The 21,312-nt window shown below is 47.7% G+C and carries 18 protein-coding genes and 1 pseudogene; 6 read left to right on the top strand and 13 right to left on the bottom strand.

Translation table 11 applies throughout. The features are described from left to right. Positions 1 to 153: 153 nt before the first annotated feature. Positions 154 to 597, bottom strand: coding sequence for a DUF2798 domain-containing protein (locus tag BLS03_RS20940; RefSeq protein WP_093278559.1), 444 nt, complete (start codon positions 595 to 597; stop codon positions 154 to 156). Between the two features lie 65 nt (positions 598 to 662). On the opposite strand from BLS03_RS20940, the gene BLS03_RS20945 reads away from it, so the two are divergent. Beyond that, complete coding sequence (locus tag BLS03_RS20945) at positions 663 to 1,088, top strand: MarR family winged helix-turn-helix transcriptional regulator (RefSeq protein ID WP_093278560.1); 426 nt, start codon at positions 663 to 665, stop codon at positions 1,086 to 1,088. Between the two features lie 116 nt (positions 1,089 to 1,204). Then, complete coding sequence (locus BLS03_RS20950; RefSeq protein WP_093278561.1) at positions 1,205 to 2,344, top strand: GNAT family N-acetyltransferase; 1,140 nt, start codon at positions 1,205 to 1,207, stop codon at positions 2,342 to 2,344. Between the two features lie 43 nt (positions 2,345 to 2,387). On the opposite strand, the gene BLS03_RS20955 is transcribed toward BLS03_RS20950, so the two are convergent. From BLS03_RS20955 to BLS03_RS21000, 10 genes are all read right to left on the bottom strand, one after another. Continuing rightward, positions 2,388 to 3,143 carry a WecB/TagA/CpsF family glycosyltransferase gene (locus BLS03_RS20955; RefSeq protein WP_093278563.1) on the bottom strand — a complete coding sequence of 252 codons (756 nt, stop codon included), beginning with the start codon at positions 3,141 to 3,143 and terminating at the stop codon, positions 2,388 to 2,390. 199 nt (positions 3,144 to 3,342) lie between these two features. Beyond that, a complete protein-coding gene (locus BLS03_RS20960) occupies positions 3,343 to 4,770 on the bottom strand; it encodes a phosphohexomutase domain-containing protein (protein ID WP_093278565.1) in 1,428 nt (475 codons plus the stop codon). A 14-nt stretch (positions 4,771 to 4,784) separates the two neighbouring features. After that, positions 4,785 to 6,191, bottom strand: a complete 1,407-nt coding sequence (locus tag BLS03_RS20965) for a mannose-1-phosphate guanylyltransferase/mannose-6-phosphate isomerase (protein WP_176765657.1) — start codon at positions 6,189 to 6,191, stop codon at positions 4,785 to 4,787. Positions 6,192 to 6,843: 652 nt separating this feature from the next. Continuing rightward, on the bottom strand, positions 6,844 to 7,974 hold the full coding sequence (locus BLS03_RS20970; protein ID WP_093278567.1) for a M24 family metallopeptidase: 1,131 nt from the start codon (positions 7,972 to 7,974) through the stop codon (positions 6,844 to 6,846). A gap of 10 nt (positions 7,975 to 7,984) precedes the next feature. Further along, complete coding sequence (locus BLS03_RS20975) at positions 7,985 to 9,199, bottom strand: M20 family metallopeptidase (RefSeq protein WP_093278569.1); 1,215 nt, start codon at positions 9,197 to 9,199, stop codon at positions 7,985 to 7,987. A 17-nt stretch (positions 9,200 to 9,216) separates the two neighbouring features. Further along, positions 9,217 to 10,854, bottom strand: coding sequence for a dipeptide ABC transporter ATP-binding protein (locus BLS03_RS20980; protein ID WP_176765658.1), 1,638 nt, complete (start codon positions 10,852 to 10,854; stop codon positions 9,217 to 9,219). Then, positions 10,854 to 11,681, bottom strand: a complete 828-nt coding sequence (locus tag BLS03_RS20985) for an ABC transporter permease (protein WP_093278572.1) — start codon at positions 11,679 to 11,681, stop codon at positions 10,854 to 10,856. The genes BLS03_RS20980 and BLS03_RS20985 overlap by 1 nt, the downstream gene beginning before the upstream one ends. A gap of 9 nt (positions 11,682 to 11,690) precedes the next feature. Then, complete coding sequence (locus BLS03_RS20990; RefSeq protein ID WP_093278574.1) at positions 11,691 to 12,638, bottom strand: ABC transporter permease; 948 nt, start codon at positions 12,636 to 12,638, stop codon at positions 11,691 to 11,693. Positions 12,639 to 12,708: 70 nt separating this feature from the next. Beyond that, a complete protein-coding gene (locus BLS03_RS20995) occupies positions 12,709 to 14,277 on the bottom strand; it encodes an ABC transporter substrate-binding protein (RefSeq protein ID WP_093278576.1) in 1,569 nt (522 codons plus the stop codon). 162 nt (positions 14,278 to 14,439) lie between these two features. Continuing rightward, entirely contained in the window at positions 14,440 to 15,720 is a 1,281-nt protein-coding gene (locus BLS03_RS21000; RefSeq protein ID WP_093278577.1) for a M20 family metallopeptidase, read from the bottom strand. Positions 15,721 to 15,796: 76 nt separating this feature from the next. Between BLS03_RS21000 and BLS03_RS21005 the strand changes: the two genes are divergently transcribed. Next, entirely contained in the window at positions 15,797 to 16,591 is a 795-nt protein-coding gene (locus BLS03_RS21005; RefSeq protein WP_218122029.1) for a GntR family transcriptional regulator, read from the top strand. 294 nt (positions 16,592 to 16,885) lie between these two features. Continuing rightward, entirely contained in the window at positions 16,886 to 17,095 is a 210-nt protein-coding gene (locus BLS03_RS21010; protein ID WP_093278578.1) for a TOBE domain-containing protein, read from the top strand. 337 nt (positions 17,096 to 17,432) lie between these two features. Here BLS03_RS21010 and BLS03_RS21015 read toward each other — a convergent pair whose 3' ends face one another. Continuing rightward, a complete protein-coding gene (locus tag BLS03_RS21015; protein WP_093278579.1) occupies positions 17,433 to 18,533 on the bottom strand; it encodes a GNAT family N-acetyltransferase/peptidase C39 family protein in 1,101 nt (366 codons plus the stop codon). An 81-nt stretch (positions 18,534 to 18,614) separates the two neighbouring features. Here BLS03_RS21015 and BLS03_RS21020 point away from each other — a divergent pair, with 81 nt between their 5' ends. Together BLS03_RS21020 and BLS03_RS21025 are read left to right on the top strand one after the other, a co-directional pair. Then, positions 18,615 to 20,078 (top strand): RimK family protein, encoded by a 1,464-nt coding sequence (locus BLS03_RS21020; protein ID WP_093278580.1) that lies wholly within the window; start codon positions 18,615 to 18,617, stop codon positions 20,076 to 20,078. Positions 20,079 to 20,353: 275 nt separating this feature from the next. Continuing rightward, positions 20,354 to 20,935 (top strand): dual specificity protein phosphatase family protein, encoded by a 582-nt coding sequence (locus BLS03_RS21025; RefSeq protein ID WP_093278582.1) that lies wholly within the window; start codon positions 20,354 to 20,356, stop codon positions 20,933 to 20,935. A 65-nt stretch (positions 20,936 to 21,000) separates the two neighbouring features. Here the strand turns inward: BLS03_RS21025 and BLS03_RS21030 are convergent. Continuing rightward, a pseudogene (locus BLS03_RS21030) lies at positions 21,001 to 21,312 on the bottom strand (IS4 family transposase); the annotation flags it as partial.

The raw sequence follows: 21,312 nt of genomic DNA on the forward strand, positions 1-21,312 counted from the left end.
CTAACTTCGATATCAAATCGACTAAGCAATAACAGAGGATTCCTACGTTAAACTCAGCATTGAGTTTCAATCCATTCAACCCGCCGCCACACAATACGGCTGACGGCTATCTAGTAACAGTTATGAACTTTTGAATAATGGATGAATCGCGGCTTAAGCTTGCGCTAAAGCTCGTTGAATACGGGGTTTGACGATAAATACCATGATCATTGCAATCACATAGCCTAGTGGCAACGCGCGAACTAAGGTAAACGCCCAAACTGAAACAAAGCTCGCAACGTCTGTCACATTCTGCGTACCAAGAGCTGAAATCACTGCCAGAATCGATTCAATGCACAAGGCAATAAATACACACTGAATCAGCTTTTGGTACAGTGGGTTAATATTAGGGAGCATTTTGGCCACCCATATCGATATTTTCATGATCATCAATCCCGCAATCGGCACAATCACCAGCAGTGAAAACACGAATGCACTTAGCCAATTGAACCAAAATTCTTGATTCATGCCGTGGTTGAGGTAGGTCATAAAACAAGTAATGCTAGCCACGATGCATATCGGTGCCGGTAATGTGATCGCAATTTTACGTAAATTCATTTGTCGCACGCAGTAGTTGGTTGATATAGTCAACCATATTCTAGGTAGTTGACAATATCAACCATATGAAAAGTAGTAGTATTGAACGTCACATCGCGCACCTGTCTCAATGCCTGCGCGAAACCATCACCACTCAAATGGCTAAACAGCACATTTCATTAAGTTTTTTCCAAGGCTTAATCTTGCTACATATTGGCGAATTCGAGCGTTGCACTGCTCACGATTTGGTGGTGCAAACCAAAAAGGACAAGGCGCAAATTACTCGCCTGGTAAACGAATTAATTGAGCTAAAGATGGTGGTGCGAGAAAAATCGCAGCAAGATAAGCGCCAATCACTGCTCAGCTTAACGGATGAGGGAATCGTGTTATTTGCTCAAATTAAGCAGCTACGGGCAGAAATCAAACAGCAAATGACTCAAGGCCTAAGCGATGGACAGCAACAACAACTGCAGCAATGGCTTGGTGTGATGGAACGCAACCTCAGCCATTAACGATTAAGATTGGCCATCAAGGCACTGGCAATTTTCTGCTCAAGCCGAGATTGAAATGGCCCGCCACGCTCGCTAGGATAGAAACTTGTTCAAGCAAGGAAGCTTAGGAACTCGCCATGCCCACACTCCGCATTCACCATCAGATCAATGAAATAGACTCAAACCAGTGGGATGCGCTTTGCGACAATGACTACCCTTTTTTGCGCCACGCTTTTTTGCTGGCGCTTGAGGAAAGCGGTTGCGTCTGCGATGACACCGGCTGGCATCCACTGCATTTAAGCTTGCATCAAGATGACCAGCTTATCGCCGCCATGCCGCTGTATCTTAAAACCCATTCTTGGGGCGAGTACGTGTTTGATTGGTCGTGGCAAGAAGCTTGGCAGCAAGCCGGTTATGAATATTTTCCCAAGCTGGTGACGGCGATCCCCTTTACCCCATCAACCGGCCCGCGGCTAATTTACGCTCGCGACAAAATCACCTTTGATGAAGTACTAACGCTGTTCGTTTCCACGGTGCGAGAGCTTTGTGATGAGCACAAATTTTCCAGTTGGTCTGGGCTGTTTATCCCATCAGACTCGCTGCCAACTTGGCAAAGCGCACAGTTGATGACGCGCCAAGATTGTCAATTCCATTGGTATAATCGCGGCTACCAGAATTTTGATGACTTCTTGCAAACCTTTACTTCCAGAAAGCGCAAAAACGTGCGCAAAGAGCGCGCTAAAATTGCAAGCCAAAACATTCAATTACGCTATTATCACGGTGAAGACATCACACCTGATTTGCTAGATGTTTTCTTTGATTTCTACCAACTCACTTACCTCAAACACGGCCACTATGGTCACCTCAATAAAGACTTTTTTTCGCGTTTGATCACCTGTATGCCTGAGCAAATCGTGTTAGTGATGGCTTACATTGATGAGCGCCCAGTGGCAGCAGCGTGGTCGTTTAAAGACACCACCACGTTATACGGCCGTTATTGGGGCTGTGAACAAGAGTTTGATAGCTTGCATTTTGAGACTTGCTACTATCAAGGTATTGAATACTGCATCGCCCACTCACTGGACCATTTTGACCCCGGCGCTCAAGGCGAACATAAAATCCAACGCGGCTTTGAGCCCATTGCCACTTGGTCAGTACATTGGATTGCCACCGCGCCGTTTCGCACTGCTGTGGAGCGTTTTTTGCAGCAAGAACAGCAATATATGCAGGATAAAATGGTCGAGCTTGCAAGCTACTTGCCGTTCCACCAGCAATAACTCACCTTGCTGTTTCCCGCTAATTTGGCTGCGCGTGACGTTACTACGCTCGCGGCCTTTTTAACGCTTGGCGCTCTTTGAGCACAATAGGAAAAATCTGCCAGCCATCGACCAGATAACGCTTCGCCAAACGCTTGGGACTTTGCGCCAGTCGAAACAGCCATTCGCAATTTGCTCGGCGCACAAACTCCGGGGCGCGCTTCTCTTCACCTGCCAGAAACAAAAGCGATGCGCCGATACACAGATAGCAACCACTCACCCCGCGGGCACGTAACCGATCAGCCACAATCTCTTGTTTAGGGCTACCTACCGCCAGAAAAATAATGTCGGCATCGGCTTGCTGACACACCGCAACGCATTTATCGATTTGACCTTCATCGCTATCAAACCCCATCGGCGGATTATGATGGGTGAGCTTGGCAATGGGATAAATCGCGGCGATTTTCTCGACCACTTCGTCGCTGGCACCGATAATGGCGATCGATATCGATTGATGACTCACAAGTTGTTCAAACAGCCGCGCGGTTAAATCGCTGCCCGAAACCAAACTGTTGATGGGATTGCCTATCGCTTGTGAGAATAACTTGAGAACCCGAGAATCGTTTAAATACACATCCGCTTTGGCGTAAATATCATGAAATTGGCGATCCTTTTCATAGCGAATCACGTGGTCGACATTGGGGGTCACAATCATTTTGTGATTGTATTTCCCGCCTAATATGTCATTCGCCATGGTGTTTAAACCGGTATTAAAAAAGCGGATGCCAAACACTGTGGTAAATGCGTCACTTTGAGTCATAGCCTTGCTCCCTCACACGCCTTAAAAAGTTCGATCAAGAACGACGTTTACGGCTAAGCCGAACATTTTTTGTGCGGCTTAACTAACCGTAATCAACAAACGCCAAGGCTGTATTAGCGTACGGTTAATATTCTGATCGTAGCGTGTTAGTGGAAGAGAAATTGATAGTGATGAGACAAATAAACCTCGCCAAAAGAGGTTATTTCACTGACCAAGTTTGGCTTAGAGTGACATCCGATAGACCCTTGTCATCAAAGTGCTTGATGAGCGAGGTGAGCATTGTCAGTTTGTCTGATAATAACTTGCTATCCTTGCGAGTTTCGATATTTAAACGCAGCACAGGTTCGGTGTTGGACATGCGTAAATTAAACCGCCAAGTGTCAAAGCAGACATCTAAGCCGTCGATATAAGAAATGGTCGCAGCTTGAGGCCACGAATAATGCTCAATGCCACTCATAATCTGCTCTGGTGAATTGACTGTGAAGTTGATTTCACCTGAACTTGGGAAACGCGCCTTGCAATCGCCAAGCAAGTCACTGAGCGGTTTATCTTTAATGCTTAGCAGTTCAATCAATAGCAGCCAGGGAATCATACCGCTATCGCAATAAGCAAAGTCGCGAAAGTAATGATGCGCACTCATCTCACCGCCATAAATGGCATCTTCGTCGCGCATGCGCGCTTTAATATAAGCATGACCCGTTTTCGATTTCACGCCTCGGCCACCACACTCGGCAATAATGGCTTCGGTGTTCCAGTAGACGCGCGGGTCGTAAATGATGGTTTCATGAGCATTTTTTTGCAAAAAAGCTTCGGCGAGCAGACCGACAATGTAATAACCTTCAACGAAATCACCGTGCTGATCGAAAAAGAAACAGCGGTCAAAATCGCCATCCCATGCGATGCCAATATCGGCTTGATGGTTGCGCACCGTCTGTGCCGTTTGCGCGCGATTTTCGACCAAAAGTGGATTGGGGATGCCGTTAGGAAAGCTTGAATCCGGCTGATGATTCATTTTGATAAACTCGACAGCAGCGCCGAGCGTTTCAAAGCGGCGTTCAATCTCATCAATCACATGTCCTGCTACGCCATTTCCCGCATTCACCACCAGCTTAAGCGGTTTGAGCTTTGTGGCGTCGATGTACGACAGCAGATGATCAACATAAGCGGTTAAGTTGCTGCGAGTTTGATATTCACCGCGAACTGGCGCTGCATCGAACTCATTTTTCTCGGCTAAACGTTTTATTTCGTTCAGCCCAGAATCATTACTAATTGGTTTTGAGTGCTCACGCACCAGTTTCATGCCGTTGTAATTAATTGGGTTATGTGACGCCGTCACGACAATTCCACCATCGAGATTCAGCTGCCAGGTTGCAAAGTAGATCTCTTCGGTGCCCACTAATCCAATATCAATCACATCGCAGCCGCCATCAAGCAACCCATCGGCTAATGCCTGTTTGAGCCCAGCGCTGGTTTCACGGGCATCACCACCGACCACGACTCGTCTGGCTTTGGTGAACTGGGCATAGGCACGGCCAATTCGGTAGGCGATATCGGCATTCAACTCCTCGCCCAATTTGCCGCGAATATCATAGGCTTTAAAACACGACAGTAATTGAGTAGTTGCCATGAGCTCTCCTTTGACTATTTTCGGCCATAACGGTCATCGAAACGCACAATATCGTCTTCACCAAGGTAACTACCGGTTTGCACTTCGATCATTTCAAGAGGAATATTGCCTGGGTTTTCAAGGGCATGAACCGAGCCAAGCGGAATATAAATCGACTCATCTTCACTGACCAATTTGGTTGTCTCACCGTTGGTCACTTTGGCAGTACCAGAAACCACGATCCAGTGTTCAGAGCGGTGATAATGCATCTGCAGTGAGAGTTTTTCGCCGGGATTCACCGTGATACGTTTAACTTGATCGCGCGCACCAACGTCGACAGAATCGTACTTACCCCAAGGTCGATACACTTCGCGATGAACACTGTGTTCGCTGCGCCCAGTCGATTTCAGCTGTTCGACAATTTGCTTGATGTCTTGCACGTGATGCTTATCGGCAATTAGCACTGCATCTTTGGTTTCCACCACCACAATGTCATCAACCCCCACCGCAGCGATCATTTTATCTTCTGCATTGAAATAGCTGTTGAGACAATCGTGAGTCAGCACATCGCCGCGTTTAACATTGCCTGAGTCATCTTTGACCACCATGTCCCACAGCGCATCCCAAGAACCGATGTCATGCCAACCTGCATCAAGCGGTACCACAACCGCACTTTGGGTTTTCTCCATCACCGCGTAATCAATCGAATCACTCGGACAAGTGGCAAATATCGCCTCATCCACGCGCACAAAATCCATATCGCTAGTTGGGTCGCTGACCGCTTGCTGGCAAATTTCAAAGATGTCTGGTCGATATTGCGCCAGCTCATCTAAGTAACGCGATGCCTTAAACAGAAACATGCCGCTGTTCCAGTAAAACTCGCCGCTGGCAACATACTGCTCAGCTAATGGTAAATCGGGCTTTTCAACAAACTGCTCAACCTGATAGGCGCAGCCCAAATCCTTGCCGCGCTTAATGTAACCATAACCCGTTTCCGGATGATCGGGGACGATACCAAAGGTTACCATCTTGCCCTGTTTGGCAGCCTTCACCGCTTGTTTAACACTGCTCTCAAACGCCGCTTGCTCAGTGATGACATGGTCAGCGGCTAATACCAGCATGAGCGAATCTTCGCTGTGAGCCCGCAAGTAAAGGGCGGCAAGGGCAATCGCCGGCGCGGTATTACGACCTTGCGGCTCCAAAATAATCTGTCCAAGCCGGTCAATTTCACGCAGCTGCTCAGCGGCTAAAAACCGATGTTCTTCATTGCAAATGACAATATTGGGCAAAGATGCCAGCGCGTCGGCACGCAGCACCGTTTCTTGCAGCATGCTTTTATCACTGACCAATTTCAAAAATTGCTTGGGTCTTTGCGTGCGTGACATTGGCCAAAGCCGCGAGCCAACGCCGCCTGCCATGATCACAGGGGTGATATTTTCCATAATCTTCGTTCCGTTCAGCGCTTGTTATTCAATACGAGTTAAAAGCGTAATATTTGAAAACTAAACAGTTGCGAAATACATAACTGCTGCGAACCCTAAAAGACAAAATTGACACATCTACTTTTCAATCTCGAAATAGGAAATTCAATTAAAGTCTTGATATAGCAACCTAGATAAACGGTATCGTTGAAGTGATTAAAATGAAATGAAGATTCTGAAATCGAAAAGCAATATGAAGATAAAGAATGACATACAATAAGTTAATCAATAAAAACCGTTTAGAAAAAATCTACACAGGATGATTGAGAAACACAGCGCTTACACTGTCAAAAAACCAGCCCAATATTTACAATAAATCCCTATATATCAATACAATAAAAAGAACCGCTAAACAAAAAACAATAATACATGACCTTATTTCATTAAATTTAAGTTCGACATTGCGATGAAAATAATTTTTAAACGCTTAACTTACGTATTTTTAGACTAAACATACACGGCATTAATAATAAAATTAAAACCAACTTTAATTAAAGGATACAAGTGATTATATCGATAATATTTCTCTAATCTTCACGATTGAACAAATAACAATGGCGCTGTTTTAGCGCCATTGGATTAAGACATTTAATTTAAGGGACTCAGAAAAATATTAACACTGCAATAAGGTTCTCGGCGCTGTAGTTAAACGTTCGCCGCCCTCTTTACCAACCCGCACCGTTTCACTAAAACCTAAACGCCCTGCCGAGATATACATATGGAATACCATGTTTTCTTCCAGCAACCATTCGGCTTTGGGATGAAAACAGAGCGAGAAATCTGACAATCTAGGCGTGCGCGCATACAGGCCAAGCGCATAACCAGTGACATTGGTGTAACTCGACCTCAGCCCCGCAGCCAACACTTGCTCGCGAACAATTCGGTCGATATCGCACGCTTTGACACCGGGTTTCATCGCAGCAATCTGCTGGTCTTGAATATCAATCAGTTGCTTTGCGGTGTACTTGAGCGCTTCACTCGCTGCGCCAAACACCATCGGCCGCATTAAGCGCGCGCTGTAATTAGCGACTTTCGGAATCAATTCAACATGCAAGACATCGCCAGTTTGCAGTGGTTCATCAAGTTGATGCGAGTGCAAAAACTCGTTGTCACCACTTGAGCGCACAATTGGCCCGGCATCGCCGCTATCGGCTCCTAGCCGCATAAAGCTCGCGGATGCAATCGCGGCCGCTTCGCGGGCGCTATCACCAAGGCGGATCTGCTCACTGATGGTCTGCATGGTATGGTCAGCAATACGCGCGGCGCGTTTAAGGTTGGCGATTTCACTGGTAAATTTCACTTGGCGAAGCACATCGCCACTGGTGTCAAGCGCCACGAATTGCGCCTCACCTAAACCGTGAGACAATTTAGACCAACTCTCTACCGTGCAACCATAGGAGTGATGGTCAAATGCGATGTGGGCATTGGCAAACCCTTTGGCGATGATGGAGTCCATCACCACTTGCCAAGGGTTGTTCTCATCCTCATAACTGACGATGTCACTGACCCACGACGCGTTGACACAAGGCGCGCGGTCAATATCGCGAATCACGTACCAAGGCTCACCTTGAGCGGGGACTAAAAGCACTCGATATAAAGTTTCTGAGGAAGTAAAACCGCCAAGCCACTGCATCAACTCAGCTTGATCCACCACCAAAAGATCGGCGTTCACCGCTTGCATAGCGTCGCGTACTCTGGCGATACGCGGCGCGTATTCTGCGGCTAAATCTGGTTGGTCACTCATTTTTCTGCCTTTATGCTAACTGACAGATATCGATGATGGTTAGCATGTAGATGCGAATCATATCGATAAAGTCATCGAGCTCGACGCGCTCGTCGGGCATGGTGTTGTACTTACCACCTGGGCCGCACACCACACCTTCCATGCCAAGCATTTGGTAAAAGTGCGCCGCATCGGTGCCGTAAAATGCCGGCGGCGTGATCGCGCCCGTCGGTTGATCGCAGCCGCGTACTTCTTGATAGGCGCGATTAATCGATTTCACAATCTTGGAGCTAGCTGAGACTTCAAACGGCTGCATCAGCGGCATGGTCGCGCTGTCGTTGATCACTTTGCCTTTAAGGCCGGGGTGACGGGCACACAGCTCGTCAACTTTTTGCTGCATATCGGCCACGACGCTATCCACGTTCTGTCCTGGCGCGAAACGTGCCGAGCCACGCAGCTTGGCAAAATCAGCCACTTGCGGTGGACGCCACTCTTCAAGGTTGCGACCCAGCGCAGCGTGAACCACACCAATATGGCCACGGTTAATTTTTAAATGCTCGTCTGATTTCGCGCCGCTGAACGTCATGCTGTTGATGATAGGCACTAACTCTGACGCCGCAGCAAGGGCGTCAACCGCCTCTTCACGCTTAGACAAATGGCGCGTATCGCCGATGAGCTCAATAGTAAACATCAACGAACCCGCGTGCATCGTCATGGCGTTAAGGTCGGTCGGCTCACTATTGATAAAGTAATCGGCGCGCACGCCCTGTTCAATCGCGGCGATGGTGCCGATGCCGCCCTGCAGTTCGCCAACCACATAAGTCAGAATCACATCGCCTTTGAGTCTCACTCCCGCGTCCATCAAGGTTTTCACCGCGCAAAAATACGCCGCATCGCCAGCTTTCATATTCGAAACGCCAATGCCATAGATAAACTGCGCATCGACTTTGCCTGCCCACGGATCCACCGTCCAACCCTCGGTTACCGGATTGGTATCCAAATGACCGTTAAACAGCAAGCTCGAACCGCCGCCTTGACCAGCCCAACGCCCGATGGCATTAAGCCGCTCGCCGGGGACCGGTTGCAACTCGCTGTCTAAACCTTGGTTGAGCATTTGCTCATTCATATAACGGGCTAACTCGCGCTCACCCTCGGTTTCGCTGTAGCTTTTGTGCTGCACCATGCGAGCGAGAAATTCGATACACGCCTTGCGATCGATTTGTTCCAACAACTGTTTTTGATTCATAAAAACGCTTTATTCCTTTAAATAACTTTACCTTGCAACGTGTTGGCGGGTTTTGGAATCGCCTCCATCAATGCTTGGGTATAAGGGTGCTGACCACCCTGTTTGGCTAAGGTTTCCACATCGGTGGTCTCAACCAGATCGCCGCGATACATGATCACCAGCTTGTGAGCAATTTGACGAATGAGGTTCAAATCGTGGGTAATAAACAGATAAGCTGTGCCGTGGCGACGGCGCAGATCGAGCAGCAGCTTCACCACCGTAGCTTGAACAGAGACATCAAGCGCGGCGGTAATTTCATCGCAAATCACTAACTGCGGCTTTGCCGCAAAGGCTCTGGCGATCGCCACACGCTGTTTTTGCCCGCCGGACAGCTCATGGGGATAACGGTCAGCAAATTCAGCAGGCAAATCTACTTCCACCAATAGCCTAGCTATCGCCTGCGCTTCGGTTTCCCCTTTTTGACAGCCGTTATATAGTCGCAGCGGGCGAGCAAGAATGTCGCGAATTTTGTGCCGAGGATTGAGCGAGGCATCCGGATGCTGGAAAATGATTTGCACTCGGCGGCGATAGTCTTTGTCCATATCCGCGGCGCTTTTGATTTCACTGCCGCAATAATCGATATTGCCTTGATAAGCGACCAGCCCAGAAAGCGCTTTGGCGAGAGTGGATTTCCCTGAGCCCGATTCACCAATCACGCCAACGATCTCCCCTTCTCCAACTTGAATATTCAGCTTGTTGGCCGCGCACATCGGCGCTTTAGGACGCCTTAACAAACGGTCGACAAAACTTGGTCCGCCGTAATAGACGCTGAGATCACTAACGCTCAGCAGATCGCTAAAGCGTTTGCTGGGTTCATCGAGCAGACGCTGATTCGGGTTTGGCACCGCAGAAACCAATTTCTGTGTATACGGGTCTTGTGGATTGGCAAAAATATCGCGAGCTGGCGCTTGTTCGACAATGCGGCCTTTGTTAAGTACGCAAACCCGGTCAGCGACTTGCGATACCAACGCCAAATCATGGCTAATGTATAGCGCCGCCACTTGAGTCTGCTCGCGTAATTTGTCGAACAAAGCGAGAATTTGCGCGGAACTGATTACATCCAGCGCAGTGGTCGGCTCATCAAAAATCAAGCAATCGGGCTCGCAGGCAAATGCGGTGGCAATTAATACGCGCTGCTTTTCGCCGCCAGATACTTCATGAGGATAACGTTTCATCATCTCTGCCGGCTGTTTCAGCTCCACATCGGTGAGCAACTGCACGCCAAGAAGCCACGCGGCTTTTTGATCTAGACCGCGATGGCGCATTAACACTTCGACCACTTGCTCGCCAAGCGTCATGGTTGGGTTAAGCGATGCGCTTGGGTCTTGAAAAATCATTCCCAATTTGCCGCCGCGCAAGGTTTCCATGCGCAGCATCGATGCTTTGGTCAGATCTTCCCCTTCAAGACGAATTTCACCGCTCACTTCACGGGCATTTTCTGCCATATGGCGCATGATTGACCAACTTAAGGTGGTTTTTCCGCTGCCGGATTCCCCCACCAGCCCCACCACTTCGCCGCGCTTAACGGTCAAATTGATTGAATCGAGCACTCGCAGCGTGCCGTTTGGTACCTCAAATTCGAGGCTGTAATCAACGATTTCTAAAATATTGCTCATCAGTGATTCCTCGGATTGAGTGCATCGCGCAGGCCATCGCCCAGCAAGTTAAAACCAATCGCGACAATCGCGATCGCCAGCCCGGGCATCAACATGCCCCATGGCGCTTGAAAGAAATAACGCCGCGCTTCTGACACCATCAATCCCCATTCCGGCTCTGGCGGCTGAGTGCCAAGGCCTAGAAAGCTCAAGGTCGCAAACAGCATGATAGCGAACGCCACGCGAATGGTGGATTCGACGATAATGGGTGCGACAATGTTAGGCAGCATCTCGCGTAAAATGATAAAGCGGGTCGATTCACCACGCGCAATCGCCGCGTTGACATAGTCTTGGCGACGCACCGCCAGCGACACGCTGCGCGCAATACGCACCATTCCGGGCACAAACGCGATGGTGATCGCCAGCACCGCGTTCATGCCACTTTTGCCAAGAGTGCTGACAATCAAAAGCGCAAATAAAAGGCTTGGGATCGACATAATCGCATCCATGGTGCGCATAATGAACTCGTCGATTTTGCCCCCCAAATAAGCACTGGCAGTGCCAATCACGGCGCCAATCACTGTCGCCATAAGAGTGGCAAACAATGACAGTAAAATCGTTGGCCGTGCACCGACCAAAATACGGCTTAGCAAATCGCGACCAAACTGGTCGGTACCGAGCCAATATTCGCTGCTCGGCGCTTTATAACGCGCCAAAATCGATAGCTGATCGTATTGATATGGCGCAAGCCAAGGCCCAACGCACACCATAATGATGACCAAGAGTACAATCACAGACCCGATCAGGCCTTGCGGCGTCTTGAGCAGACGTTTAACGACATCTAACATTACGCCTCCTTATGAAAACTGAATACGGCGATCGAGCCAGGCATAGGCGAGATCAGCTAGGAAATTGACCACGCAATACGTGGTAGCAAGAATCATCACGCCCGCTTGAATTGAGGGTAAATCGCGTGAGGTCACCGCAACAATCAAGGCGCGGCCAATACCGGGAATGGCAAAGATTTCTTCCACCACCACAATCCCGCCAAGCAAATAGCCGACATCAAGGGCGACGATGGTAATGGTTGGTAACAAGCCGTTGCGCAAACCATGGCGAAAAATTACTCGGCGGCGCGATAGGCCTTTGAGTGTCGCGGCGCGAATGTAGTCGGTCTTCATCACATCAACCATTTCCGAGCGCACCATGCGTGACACGTGAGCAACCAAAATCATCGATACCGTGATCGCCGGTAAAATCAGATGCAAAAGGCCATCAACAAAATCTTCACCCAGCGGCACATAGCCTGTCGCGGGTAACAGATGCCAGTAGTTAGAAAACAGCAGCATCAATAGCGTGGCGGTCACAAATTCCGGAAACGACACGCCAATGTAAGAGAAAAAACTCACCACTAAATCGGCGGCTTTGCCTCGTTTTAGCGCCGCCCAAACGCCGAGCGGTATGGCGATAATCAGCATTAGGCTTAATGACAACACCGCGAGCAGCAGTGAACGCCCGAGCGCATCAAACATCGCGCCTGCAACCGGTTGACCTGTGCGCATTGAGGTGCCGAAATCAAGTTCAAGAACATGGCTAAACCAATGCCAATATTGGCTCCAAATTGACTGGTTGAGGCCAAGCTGTTCACGCAGCGCAGCCAGCGCTTCGGGTGTGGCGTTTTGGCCAAGCATGGTCACGGCGGCATCGGCAGGCAAAATTTGGGTAATGCCAAATACCAGCATCGAAACCACCAGCAAGGTATAAACGACCAGCAGCAGCCGTTTAACAAGATACGTAGGAGTCATACGTCCATTTTCTCCAACTGTTCGCAAGCACTGCCACGCACACTGCGTGGCAGTCTATTTTGCGCGTTAACTAGCGCTTAGGCGCTTTCGGGCCGAACCACACTTCATCGAGGCGGAACACGGCGCCACGTGGATGAAGCTGATAACCTTCAACATAGGTGCGCTGCGCCGCCAAAATGTCAAAGAAGGTTGGAATGATGGATGGGATTTCATCGTGCATTAGCGTTTGCGCGGTGGCATATAACTTGGTGCGCTCTGCATTATCGGTGGTTTTCTGCGCCGCTTTCACTGCCGCATCGAACTTGTCGTTGTTCCAACGTGTTTCGTTCCATGGCGCGTCTGAGGTGTAAAGTAGCGAGAATACCGCGTCAACCGTAGGCTGCATGTTGTAGAATCCGACGTAGAAATTGCCTTTCTTCCACACTTGGTCAAGATAGGTGGCGTGAGCCATGGTTTCGACTTCGATGTTAAAGCCAGCAGGTTTAGCCATTTCACGAACCGCAATCGCCAATTGGGCGCGAGTTTCCGGTTTGTCTGACGCCACCAATTTGATATTCAAACCGTCACTGTAACCGGCTTCTTTAAGCAGCGCTTTGGCTTTAGCAAGATCGGCTTTACGCTGCGGCAACGCATCAAAGTACTGGTAAGCTTTGCTGATTGGCGTGTCGTTACCCGCAGTGGCGAAACCGTCGGCGACGAATTGCAGCATCGCATCGCGGTCAATGCTCAGTGCTAATGCTTCGCGAACTTTTGGATCGTCAAATGGCTTTTGGTCGCAAGCCATGTTGATGTTAAGGAACTGACCCGATGGCACACGCAGCGCATCCACCTGACTTTCGCCTTGGAAGCGTTGATAGTCGGTTGCAGAGATCGCCATCATCAAATCGATATCGCCAGAAATCAGCGCTGAACCGGCTGCGGTTGAGTCTGGATAGACCACCACTTCCACACCGTTTAAGTGTGGACGCGCTGGGTCGTAATAATCTGGGTTACGCGCTACCACGATTTTACGTTCTGGTTCGTATGACACCAGTTTGAACGGCCCGGTACCCACGGCTTTTTGCGCGAGTGCATCCATACCTTGCTCAACAATGGCGGCAGGAACAATTTTCGCCGATGGGTAAGCCAGATTAACCGGAAGATCAGCATAAGGCTGGGTCAGGGTGATAACGACTAAGTCTGTGCCTTTCGCGCTGACTGACTGAATTGGGCCAATATTTTTACGTCCACTGGCGGCGTTATTCGGGTCAAGAATCGCCAACAGCGAGGCGGCAACATCCTTGGCGCTGCACGCTGAGCCGTCATGAAACTTAAGGTTTGAGCGCAGTTTAAACGTCCACTCGGTTAAATCGTCGTTCGCGGTCCATGATTCGGCCAGATCCGCCTCGACTTTCATGTCTGGGCGCAAACGAGTTAAACCGCTGTAAAGTAGCTCCGCGACCAAATATTCCGGGTTAACACGCGTTTTAAGTGGGTTAAGTACGCTAACCGCTTGATCAACGCAGATGCGCAAGATACCGCCTTTCGGCTTGTTACTTGCGGCTAAAACCGTGTTTGACCAAGGAATGAGCGTTGCGCCAGCTAACAGTGCTGAACTTCCCAAAAATTGGCGTCTATTGATTCCTTTTCGATCCGTCATTTCCACATCCCTCCATAGAATGTTGTGCTGCTAAGGCTCTTTTACATGGCCTCGTTTTTATGTTTGACTTTGTTTGCTATTGCTCTGTTTTCTAATGCTTTGTTAACTGATGCTTTGATAACTAAAGTGATGACCTATCAACACCACATTAATGAACCGTGTTTAAATGCCCGTTGGCGGAGCAAAATCCTCAACCAAGTAGGCCAAAATTGCCTTAGCGAGCGAGGCAATGTCTTCAAAAGTGGTGTATTCGTCAGCGGCGTGAATGTGATTATCTGGTCGCGCTAGGCCGCCAAGCATCATCTCTTTTACGCCCGCTTGCTGCACCCAGCCCATATCCGAGCTTGTCGATGAACCCCATACTTTGAACGACTCAAGCGGATAACCAAAACCAAGTGACTGCGCGGCTTGCCAGCGCGGCTGATTTGGCCCGGTTGGGTCACTCACCGGCGCTAAATGACCGATGATTTCATGCTCGACTCTGAGCGCTTTACTGCTTGCCATGGCACTTTCAATGCACGCCAATAGCTCTTGCATCACCTCATCAAACGACTCTTCCGGCGCGTAGCGGCGGTTAATTAAAAGTTCATATTTTGCGGGTATGGTTGACCCTTTACTGCCCCCATGCGCGGCGGCAATGGTCAAACGTGAACGCAGCGGCTCACCGTTAAAATGTGGCGGCGCAGGCATCGCTGACACGCGCTGTTCGACTTTTTGCTTAAGCTCATACAGCGCATTCATCAATGGCAGCGACTCTTCAATCGCATTAATTGCGCCAAGTGGCTCGCCGGAATGCGTCGAATGACCATAAATACGAATCGATAAATCGACGCTACCAAAACAGCCGCCCCAAATCCGCGCCAGCGCGCCACCATTAAAATTGACGATATGACCATCGACATGGCCTTGTTCTGCGAGATAGCGAATGCCGGGATACAAACCGCCTTCTTCATCGGTACACAACAATAAAGATGGCGAGAACTTAAGCGGTAATTTATGAGCGTCAATGGCGCGCAGCGCCGCGAGCGCAGCAACGATGGTGCCTTTCATATCCGCGGCGCCGCGACCATAAAAACGGCCATCGGCTTCAGTGAGCTGTAAAGGCGCAAATGTCCAGCCATCACCTGGCGGTACGGTATCTACATGAAAATAGAGATGGCATGATTCGCGCTCGACTTGTGGGCGAGTCGCAATAAGATTCACGCGTTCGCCGTATACTTGACCATCGCTGGTTTGCCATAAGGTGTCAGGAACCGATACACGCTCGGTGGAAAATCCCATCGGCGTGAGAATTTTTTCCATCAAGGTGGCAAAATCACCATAACCATTTCCAGGTGGAAAGCATGTATCGAGTGCGAGCATGTGCCGCAAATCTTCGGTTACCGCTTGACGATCACTGTCGATGTGCTGTAACGCTTGGGCTAAACGGGCATTTACGTCCATAAAAAAATCCGTTTTTTATTTCTATATAGATTATATATAATAACCTTAAAACCAAGATGTCAAGAAGGGTGTGATAATGAACAGCAACAATGACCCAGCTCAAGTTTCAACCAGGCCCAAAAACGTCATGGCGGACCTTCCGCAATTTGATGCACATGAAGCAGCGCCACTTTACGAGGTGGTAAAACGCTACATTTCTGAAGCGATCATGGTGGGTAAATGGGGGCCGGGCACGGTGTTACCAGCAGAGAACGAACTGGCGACGCACTTTCGCGTATCGGTAGGTACCGTACGTAAAGCGCTGACAGCGCTAACCTCAGAAGGCGTGTTAATGCGCCGACGTAAAACCGGGACAGTGGTTACTGGCTGGAGCCCGCTACACAATCTGCGCTACTTTTTTCAATATTTCCGTTTGCACGATAAAAGCGGTGATTTAGTCCAGTCAGAAACTAAAATTTTGGATTACCGCCACGATTTGGCGAGCGATGACGAAGCCGAAAAACTGCAGCTTAAAGACAACCGCGATGTGATTCGTTTGCACCGCCTACGCATTGTGTCGGGTATTAAAGCCATGCATGAACGGATGGTTTTGCCTCTAGAGCGAGTGCCGTTTTTCCCTGAACAAGAAAATGTTCCCGCGCTGATTTATCAATATCTGCTCACCGAGCACAGTATTCGTATTGCAGCGGTGCGCGAGACCGTCACAGCGCAACTTGCGACCGAAGAAGATCAAACGCTGCTTGATGTGCAAAACCCACATGCAGTGATGGTCATCAACGACATTTCGTTTGATCAAACCACAACCCCGATCATTTTGGCCGAGCATCGCGCCAGTACCGAACATTTCTCTTACATCAACGAAATACGCTAGTCCCCTACACTTTGGCAAGCACGTGATTTTTCTCGCGCTTGCCAAAGTGGCAAAAATATAAAACATGTCATGTTTAAAAATGGATTAACGATGTTATTTAACCTAAAAATTAACTCGAAAGATAATAATTACTCATTCCGAAAATAAACTTATTAATTAATATAAAAACCAAGCCTATTCCAACAATAAAAATAAGTGATTAACATCTTGTTTGTGGAATTTATTTGCTTTACTATTTTTCCATTGATAAGAAATTTAAATATTATTTTATTATCGCCCAAGGAAGGAATTGATATGAAGATCAGTGCAAGGAATCAGTTAACTGGCTCAATTGTTGAAATTAAAGAAGGTGCCGTTAACGTTGAAGTCGCTATCGAGGTCGCTGATGGCGTCGTCATTACATCCATCATTACCAAAGACTCGTTCGAATCACTGGGATTAACGGTTGGTGGTACTGCAACCGCAATTATCAAAGCTAACAACGTCATGGTTGGCGCCGAATAACAATAAAAACTCATACTATTTCGTCTGCCAATTGATGACTCATTACTTCGCTAAAACTCGCTTTATTTATTAATGTGCCATACACCTATCGCCTCGGTGACTACATTATTTTTTATAAAGTGCACTCTAAAACAATAACGGCGTGCGGAATATTCCCACGCCATTATTTATATCGAATGAAATTTTATTTAAAACCGCCAAACCTGAAATGTTATCATTTTGATGATAAATAATTTTCACACTTCAATCTAAAATAATTAGATAAAATAAAACTATTCTTAATCAGCGCAAAATAAAATCGCCCTGCAATGTATTTAATTGCGATATTCAACTTACCTCATAGCGAGGATTGAGCGCTGGAAATCACCACACAAGCGGTATGCTTTTGTTTTCCGAAACCGATGATTTGCGACAAACTTTCTTTGCTGACCGGCACATACGCCGACGCCGCAATATCCGCTTTATTTTTCGAGTACGGATCATGAATAAAGAAGAACTTATCGCTCACGCCACTAAGTAATATCCAATGCGGCTCTTTACTGCCATTAAATCGATAGGTGCTAATCAATAACAGCACACATGCACCTTGCTCTATCCACTGCTGCAGTTGGTCCGCAGATGGTGGCGAGGCGATGACTTTAACGCCTTGCTCATCAAGTTGGGCGCAAAAGTCTTCATGCACTAGGCTTATCACCTCTTTCTTGCGCACATCACGCACGCTGTCGATAAACGGCGTCGATTGCGACTGTGTCCAAAGTTCGACGTGATAGCCACGGCGTTTCGCCGCTAATGCTAACCCGTGACCGCTACATCCGCCGTGGCCAGCCGCCATGTAAATGGTGGTTGCTTCGCGCCAAAGTTGCAGCTCCAACGTGCGACTTAACTCTTGCCGAGGAGACAACGCTGAAAAGCTCATCAACAGACACGCGGCGCCACAAGTAAACGGCGTGGTTTGGATGTACAAAGGCACCGGAAGTAAGCGCTTATTTTCCTTTAAAACCAAGCGCTTTTGCATTCTTAGACCATTGGCTAAATCATCGTAATAGTGAATCAGTACTTTCAGCGGTTGATAGCCCAATTTTTCATATAATTTTCGCGCTGAGATATTGTCTTCTCGCACTTCTAGTCGTAATGTAGTCGAACCTTGACCAAGAGCCGCCTGCTCACATAGTTCAATCAAACTCTGTGCGATTTTTCGCCCTCTAAAGTCGGGTTTAACAGCAATCGAATACAGTCGTGAAAGCTGTGTACCTTGATGAAATAGCAATAATGCATAACCGACCAATTCACCATCATGGGCGGCGACGAACACCAAACTATGTGATGATTGAAGAAAGCGCTTCATTTGACGAGGCGAGATTCTATCCCCATCAAATAGCTGTTGTTCCAGCGCATTGAGATCATTGAGATCAGCTAACTCCGCTAAGCGAAATTCCATGTCGAATCCTTAGAAAATTGGCGATTGCCGACTAGATTTAATAATAGAAAATCAACTATTGCTATAGCTGGATAAAAATAAATGGCAAACATCCTAATCGTTACCGATCAAACCAATGATTGGCGTCAGTACTTCCCTTCTGAACAGGTGATTACCGTGGATAATTACCTCGATTCTGACTGGGAGAACAGCAACAAAAATCTGCAAGTTGTGAATTTATGTCGTGATTATGGTTATATGAGTAACGGCTATTATTGCTCTTTAATGGCCGAAGCGCGTGGGCATCGTGTGATTCCGCGTGTAATGGCGATTAACGATATCAATCAACCGTTTTTGCTCTCCTCAGGATTGCTGAAACTGCACAAATTGTGCAAAAACACCGAATCGATTCGGGCCAAAATTTATTTCGGTCGCACGCCAGAAGCAGGCTTAGAAAAGTTGGCTCGTCGCCTGTTTGAGCAATTTATGGTACCGGTGATTGAACTGGAGATGGATAAGTTTCAAGGCCAGTGGCAAATCAGCAAAATTGCCCCTTACCCGTTTCAGGATTTATCCGACCCAGAACAAGACTTTTTTATTGAATCACTTGAGATGTTTTCAAGCAAAGTGTGGCGTAAACCCAAGCAGCAGAAAAAATACCGCTATGACATCGCCATGCTGGTCGACCCGGAGGAAAAAATGCCTCCATCCGACCCATCAGCACTCAAGCGTTTTCGCCGCGCGGCGAACCGCTTGGGCGTTAACTTAGAAACCATTTCACCTGATGATCTATCAAGGCTGGGTGAATTTGATGGCTTGTTTATTCGCGCCACTACCAATATCAGTAACTTTACCTATCAATTTGCCAAAACCGCAGAAAAGATGGGCTTGGTGGTGATGGACGATTCTGAGTCGATCATGAAATGCACTAACAAGGTGTTTTTAACCGCGCTGCTTGAGCGCAATAAAGTGCCCGCGCCAAAAAGCGTGATTTTGAAAAGTTTTGATGCCGAATGGAAGGAGCATGCGCTGGAACATTTACAATTTCCGATGGTGCTTAAGATTCCAGACGGTGCCTTTTCTCGCGGCGTGGTGAAGGTGAAAAACCTCGAAGAACTTGAGCGTGAAGCCAAAGGGCTGTTTGAGAAAAGTGCTTTGATTTTGGCTCAAGCATTTATGCCAACGGATTTTGACTGGCGCATTGGCGTGATGAATCATCAGCCAATATTCGCTTGCAAATACATGATGAGCCGCGGCCACTGGCAGATTTATCAACACCACAATAGTGGCCGAGTTTCTTCCGGTGGCTTTGAAACTCTGGACCTTAAACAGGCACCAAAAAGTGTGATTGATGCTGCGGTCAAAGCGGCCAACTTAATTGGCGGTGGATTGTACGGTGTCGACCTTAAAGAAATTGATGGCCAAGTGTATGTGATTGAAGTTAATGACAACCCAAGCATTGATCATCAAGTCGAAGATGCGTTTTTAGGCGATTTGCTTTATGACCGCATCATGACTGAATTCTTGCGTCGCATTCAAATGCGTGGCTTTGGTAGCTACAATTAACACCTGTACTCAATAAGCACGACATATCCAAAATAAAGCCCTGATTTTCAGGGCTTTTTTATATTCAACTGCTCGAAAAACGCGGAACTCTTCACTCACATTTATTCAGCATAGGTGACTGAATATGCTAAATAATTGTAATTTTGTTAAATCGAGCCAAGCAATTCATCGAAAAAAACCATAACTACAACCAATAAGTTAACCTCCAATCATTCGAAAGTTAGAGTTTTCGCTCAACTCTCTGGACAAACCATGATTAGGATATTGACTTGCCCATGAAGAAGAAGATTTTCGCACTACTGGCCGTACTCTTGATTAGCGGCGGCGGTTACCACTATTGGCACAAACATATTAACTATAATTTTGGCGCGGTAACTGAAGGTAAAGTATATAAATCAGCAGTAATAGCGCCGCAAGACATCGAAAGTTACACGTCAGAATACGGCATCAAAACCATTGTTGATCTGCGCAATGAAGTGACCCTTTACCCAACCGAAGACATTGCCGCAGCGGTAGAAAAAATCGATGGGGTCAAGTATGTCAATATTCGCTCTGGGCAAACACCAAACGAAGATAATCTTAATCAATTCTTCGACATCATGGACAATCAGGACAACTACCCTGTATTGATTCACTGCTACCACGGACTTGGCCGCACCATGCTCTACGTTGCGCTGTATCGTATTGAATATGAAGGCTTTAGTAATGAGGAGGCACGTAGCCTGACACGTTTAGTGGTCGAATCGCCTTTGTATAAAAGCTCGTTTGCCAAAGGGAAAAACAAAGGCGACTATTTGATCAACTATCAGCCGCGCAATCTCAGCGAATTCGCTACCATCGATCAGATGGTCGACTAACACTCTGCGTTTCTCGAAAATGTGTTTTAGACACACAAGAAAGCCCACTTTAGTGGCAATGTAGTTCACTTAAGCGGAGCTGCCTTGCGATTAACAGGATATCGGGTCTTTGATATTTTCACCGCCCTAGGCCGATTAGGCTTAGGGCGTTTGTCTATAAATAGGATTGATAAATCTCCACGCAGACTTTTTAGACGTTTCGGTGTATTACCCGGAGACACCGCTTTACTCATCACTTTTAGCTGACTTGCGATGAACTGACAAGCGTACTTAAAGCTGATTTCATTGGGCATTCGACCATGTTCTACTGCCGCTTGACTGGCTTCTCTTCTCACCAAGTTATAACCAAGTAATAGTCCCCATAACTCTTGATAGAC

Origin of the sequence: Vibrio xiamenensis (assembly GCF_900100015.1) — a bacterium.
Classification (GTDB): domain Bacteria; phylum Pseudomonadota; class Gammaproteobacteria; order Enterobacterales; family Vibrionaceae; genus Vibrio; species Vibrio xiamenensis.

Bases quoted from the DNA above. Each gene is read 5' to 3' on its own strand.
- BLS03_RS20990 (WP_093278574.1), bottom strand. From the start codon at position 12,638: ATGACTCCTACGTATCTTGTTAAACGGCTGCTGCTGGTCGTTTATACC.
- BLS03_RS20970 (WP_093278567.1), bottom strand. From the start codon at position 7,974: ATGAGTGACCAACCAGATTTAGCCGCAGAATACGCGCCGCGTATCGCC.
- BLS03_RS20945 (WP_093278560.1), top strand. From the start codon at position 663: ATGAAAAGTAGTAGTATTGAACGTCACATCGCGCACCTGTCTCAATGC.
- BLS03_RS20975 (WP_093278569.1), bottom strand. From the start codon at position 9,199: ATGAATCAAAAACAGTTGTTGGAACAAATCGATCGCAAGGCGTGTATC.
- BLS03_RS20940 (WP_093278559.1), bottom strand. From the start codon at position 597: ATGAATTTACGTAAAATTGCGATCACATTACCGGCACCGATATGCATC.
- BLS03_RS20985 (WP_093278572.1), bottom strand. From the start codon at position 11,681: ATGTTAGATGTCGTTAAACGTCTGCTCAAGACGCCGCAAGGCCTGATC.
- BLS03_RS21025 (WP_093278582.1), top strand. From the start codon at position 20,354: ATGAAGAAGAAGATTTTCGCACTACTGGCCGTACTCTTGATTAGCGGC.
- BLS03_RS20965 (WP_176765657.1), bottom strand. From the start codon at position 6,191: ATGGAAAATATCACCCCTGTGATCATGGCAGGCGGCGTTGGCTCGCGG.
- BLS03_RS21010 (WP_093278578.1), top strand. From the start codon at position 16,886: ATGAAGATCAGTGCAAGGAATCAGTTAACTGGCTCAATTGTTGAAATT.
- BLS03_RS21020 (WP_093278580.1), top strand. From the start codon at position 18,615: ATGGCAAACATCCTAATCGTTACCGATCAAACCAATGATTGGCGTCAG.
- BLS03_RS20950 (WP_093278561.1), top strand. From the start codon at position 1,205: ATGCCCACACTCCGCATTCACCATCAGATCAATGAAATAGACTCAAAC.
- BLS03_RS20960 (WP_093278565.1), bottom strand. From the start codon at position 4,770: ATGGCAACTACTCAATTACTGTCGTGTTTTAAAGCCTATGATATTCGC.
- BLS03_RS21000 (WP_093278577.1), bottom strand. From the start codon at position 15,720: ATGGACGTAAATGCCCGTTTAGCCCAAGCGTTACAGCACATCGACAGT.
- BLS03_RS20955 (WP_093278563.1), bottom strand. From the start codon at position 3,143: ATGACTCAAAGTGACGCATTTACCACAGTGTTTGGCATCCGCTTTTTT.
- BLS03_RS21015 (WP_093278579.1), bottom strand. From the start codon at position 18,533: ATGGAATTTCGCTTAGCGGAGTTAGCTGATCTCAATGATCTCAATGCG.
- BLS03_RS20995 (WP_093278576.1), bottom strand. From the start codon at position 14,277: ATGACGGATCGAAAAGGAATCAATAGACGCCAATTTTTGGGAAGTTCA.
- BLS03_RS21005 (WP_218122029.1), top strand. From the start codon at position 15,797: ATGAACAGCAACAATGACCCAGCTCAAGTTTCAACCAGGCCCAAAAAC.
- BLS03_RS20980 (WP_176765658.1), bottom strand. From the start codon at position 10,854: ATGAGCAATATTTTAGAAATCGTTGATTACAGCCTCGAATTTGAGGTA.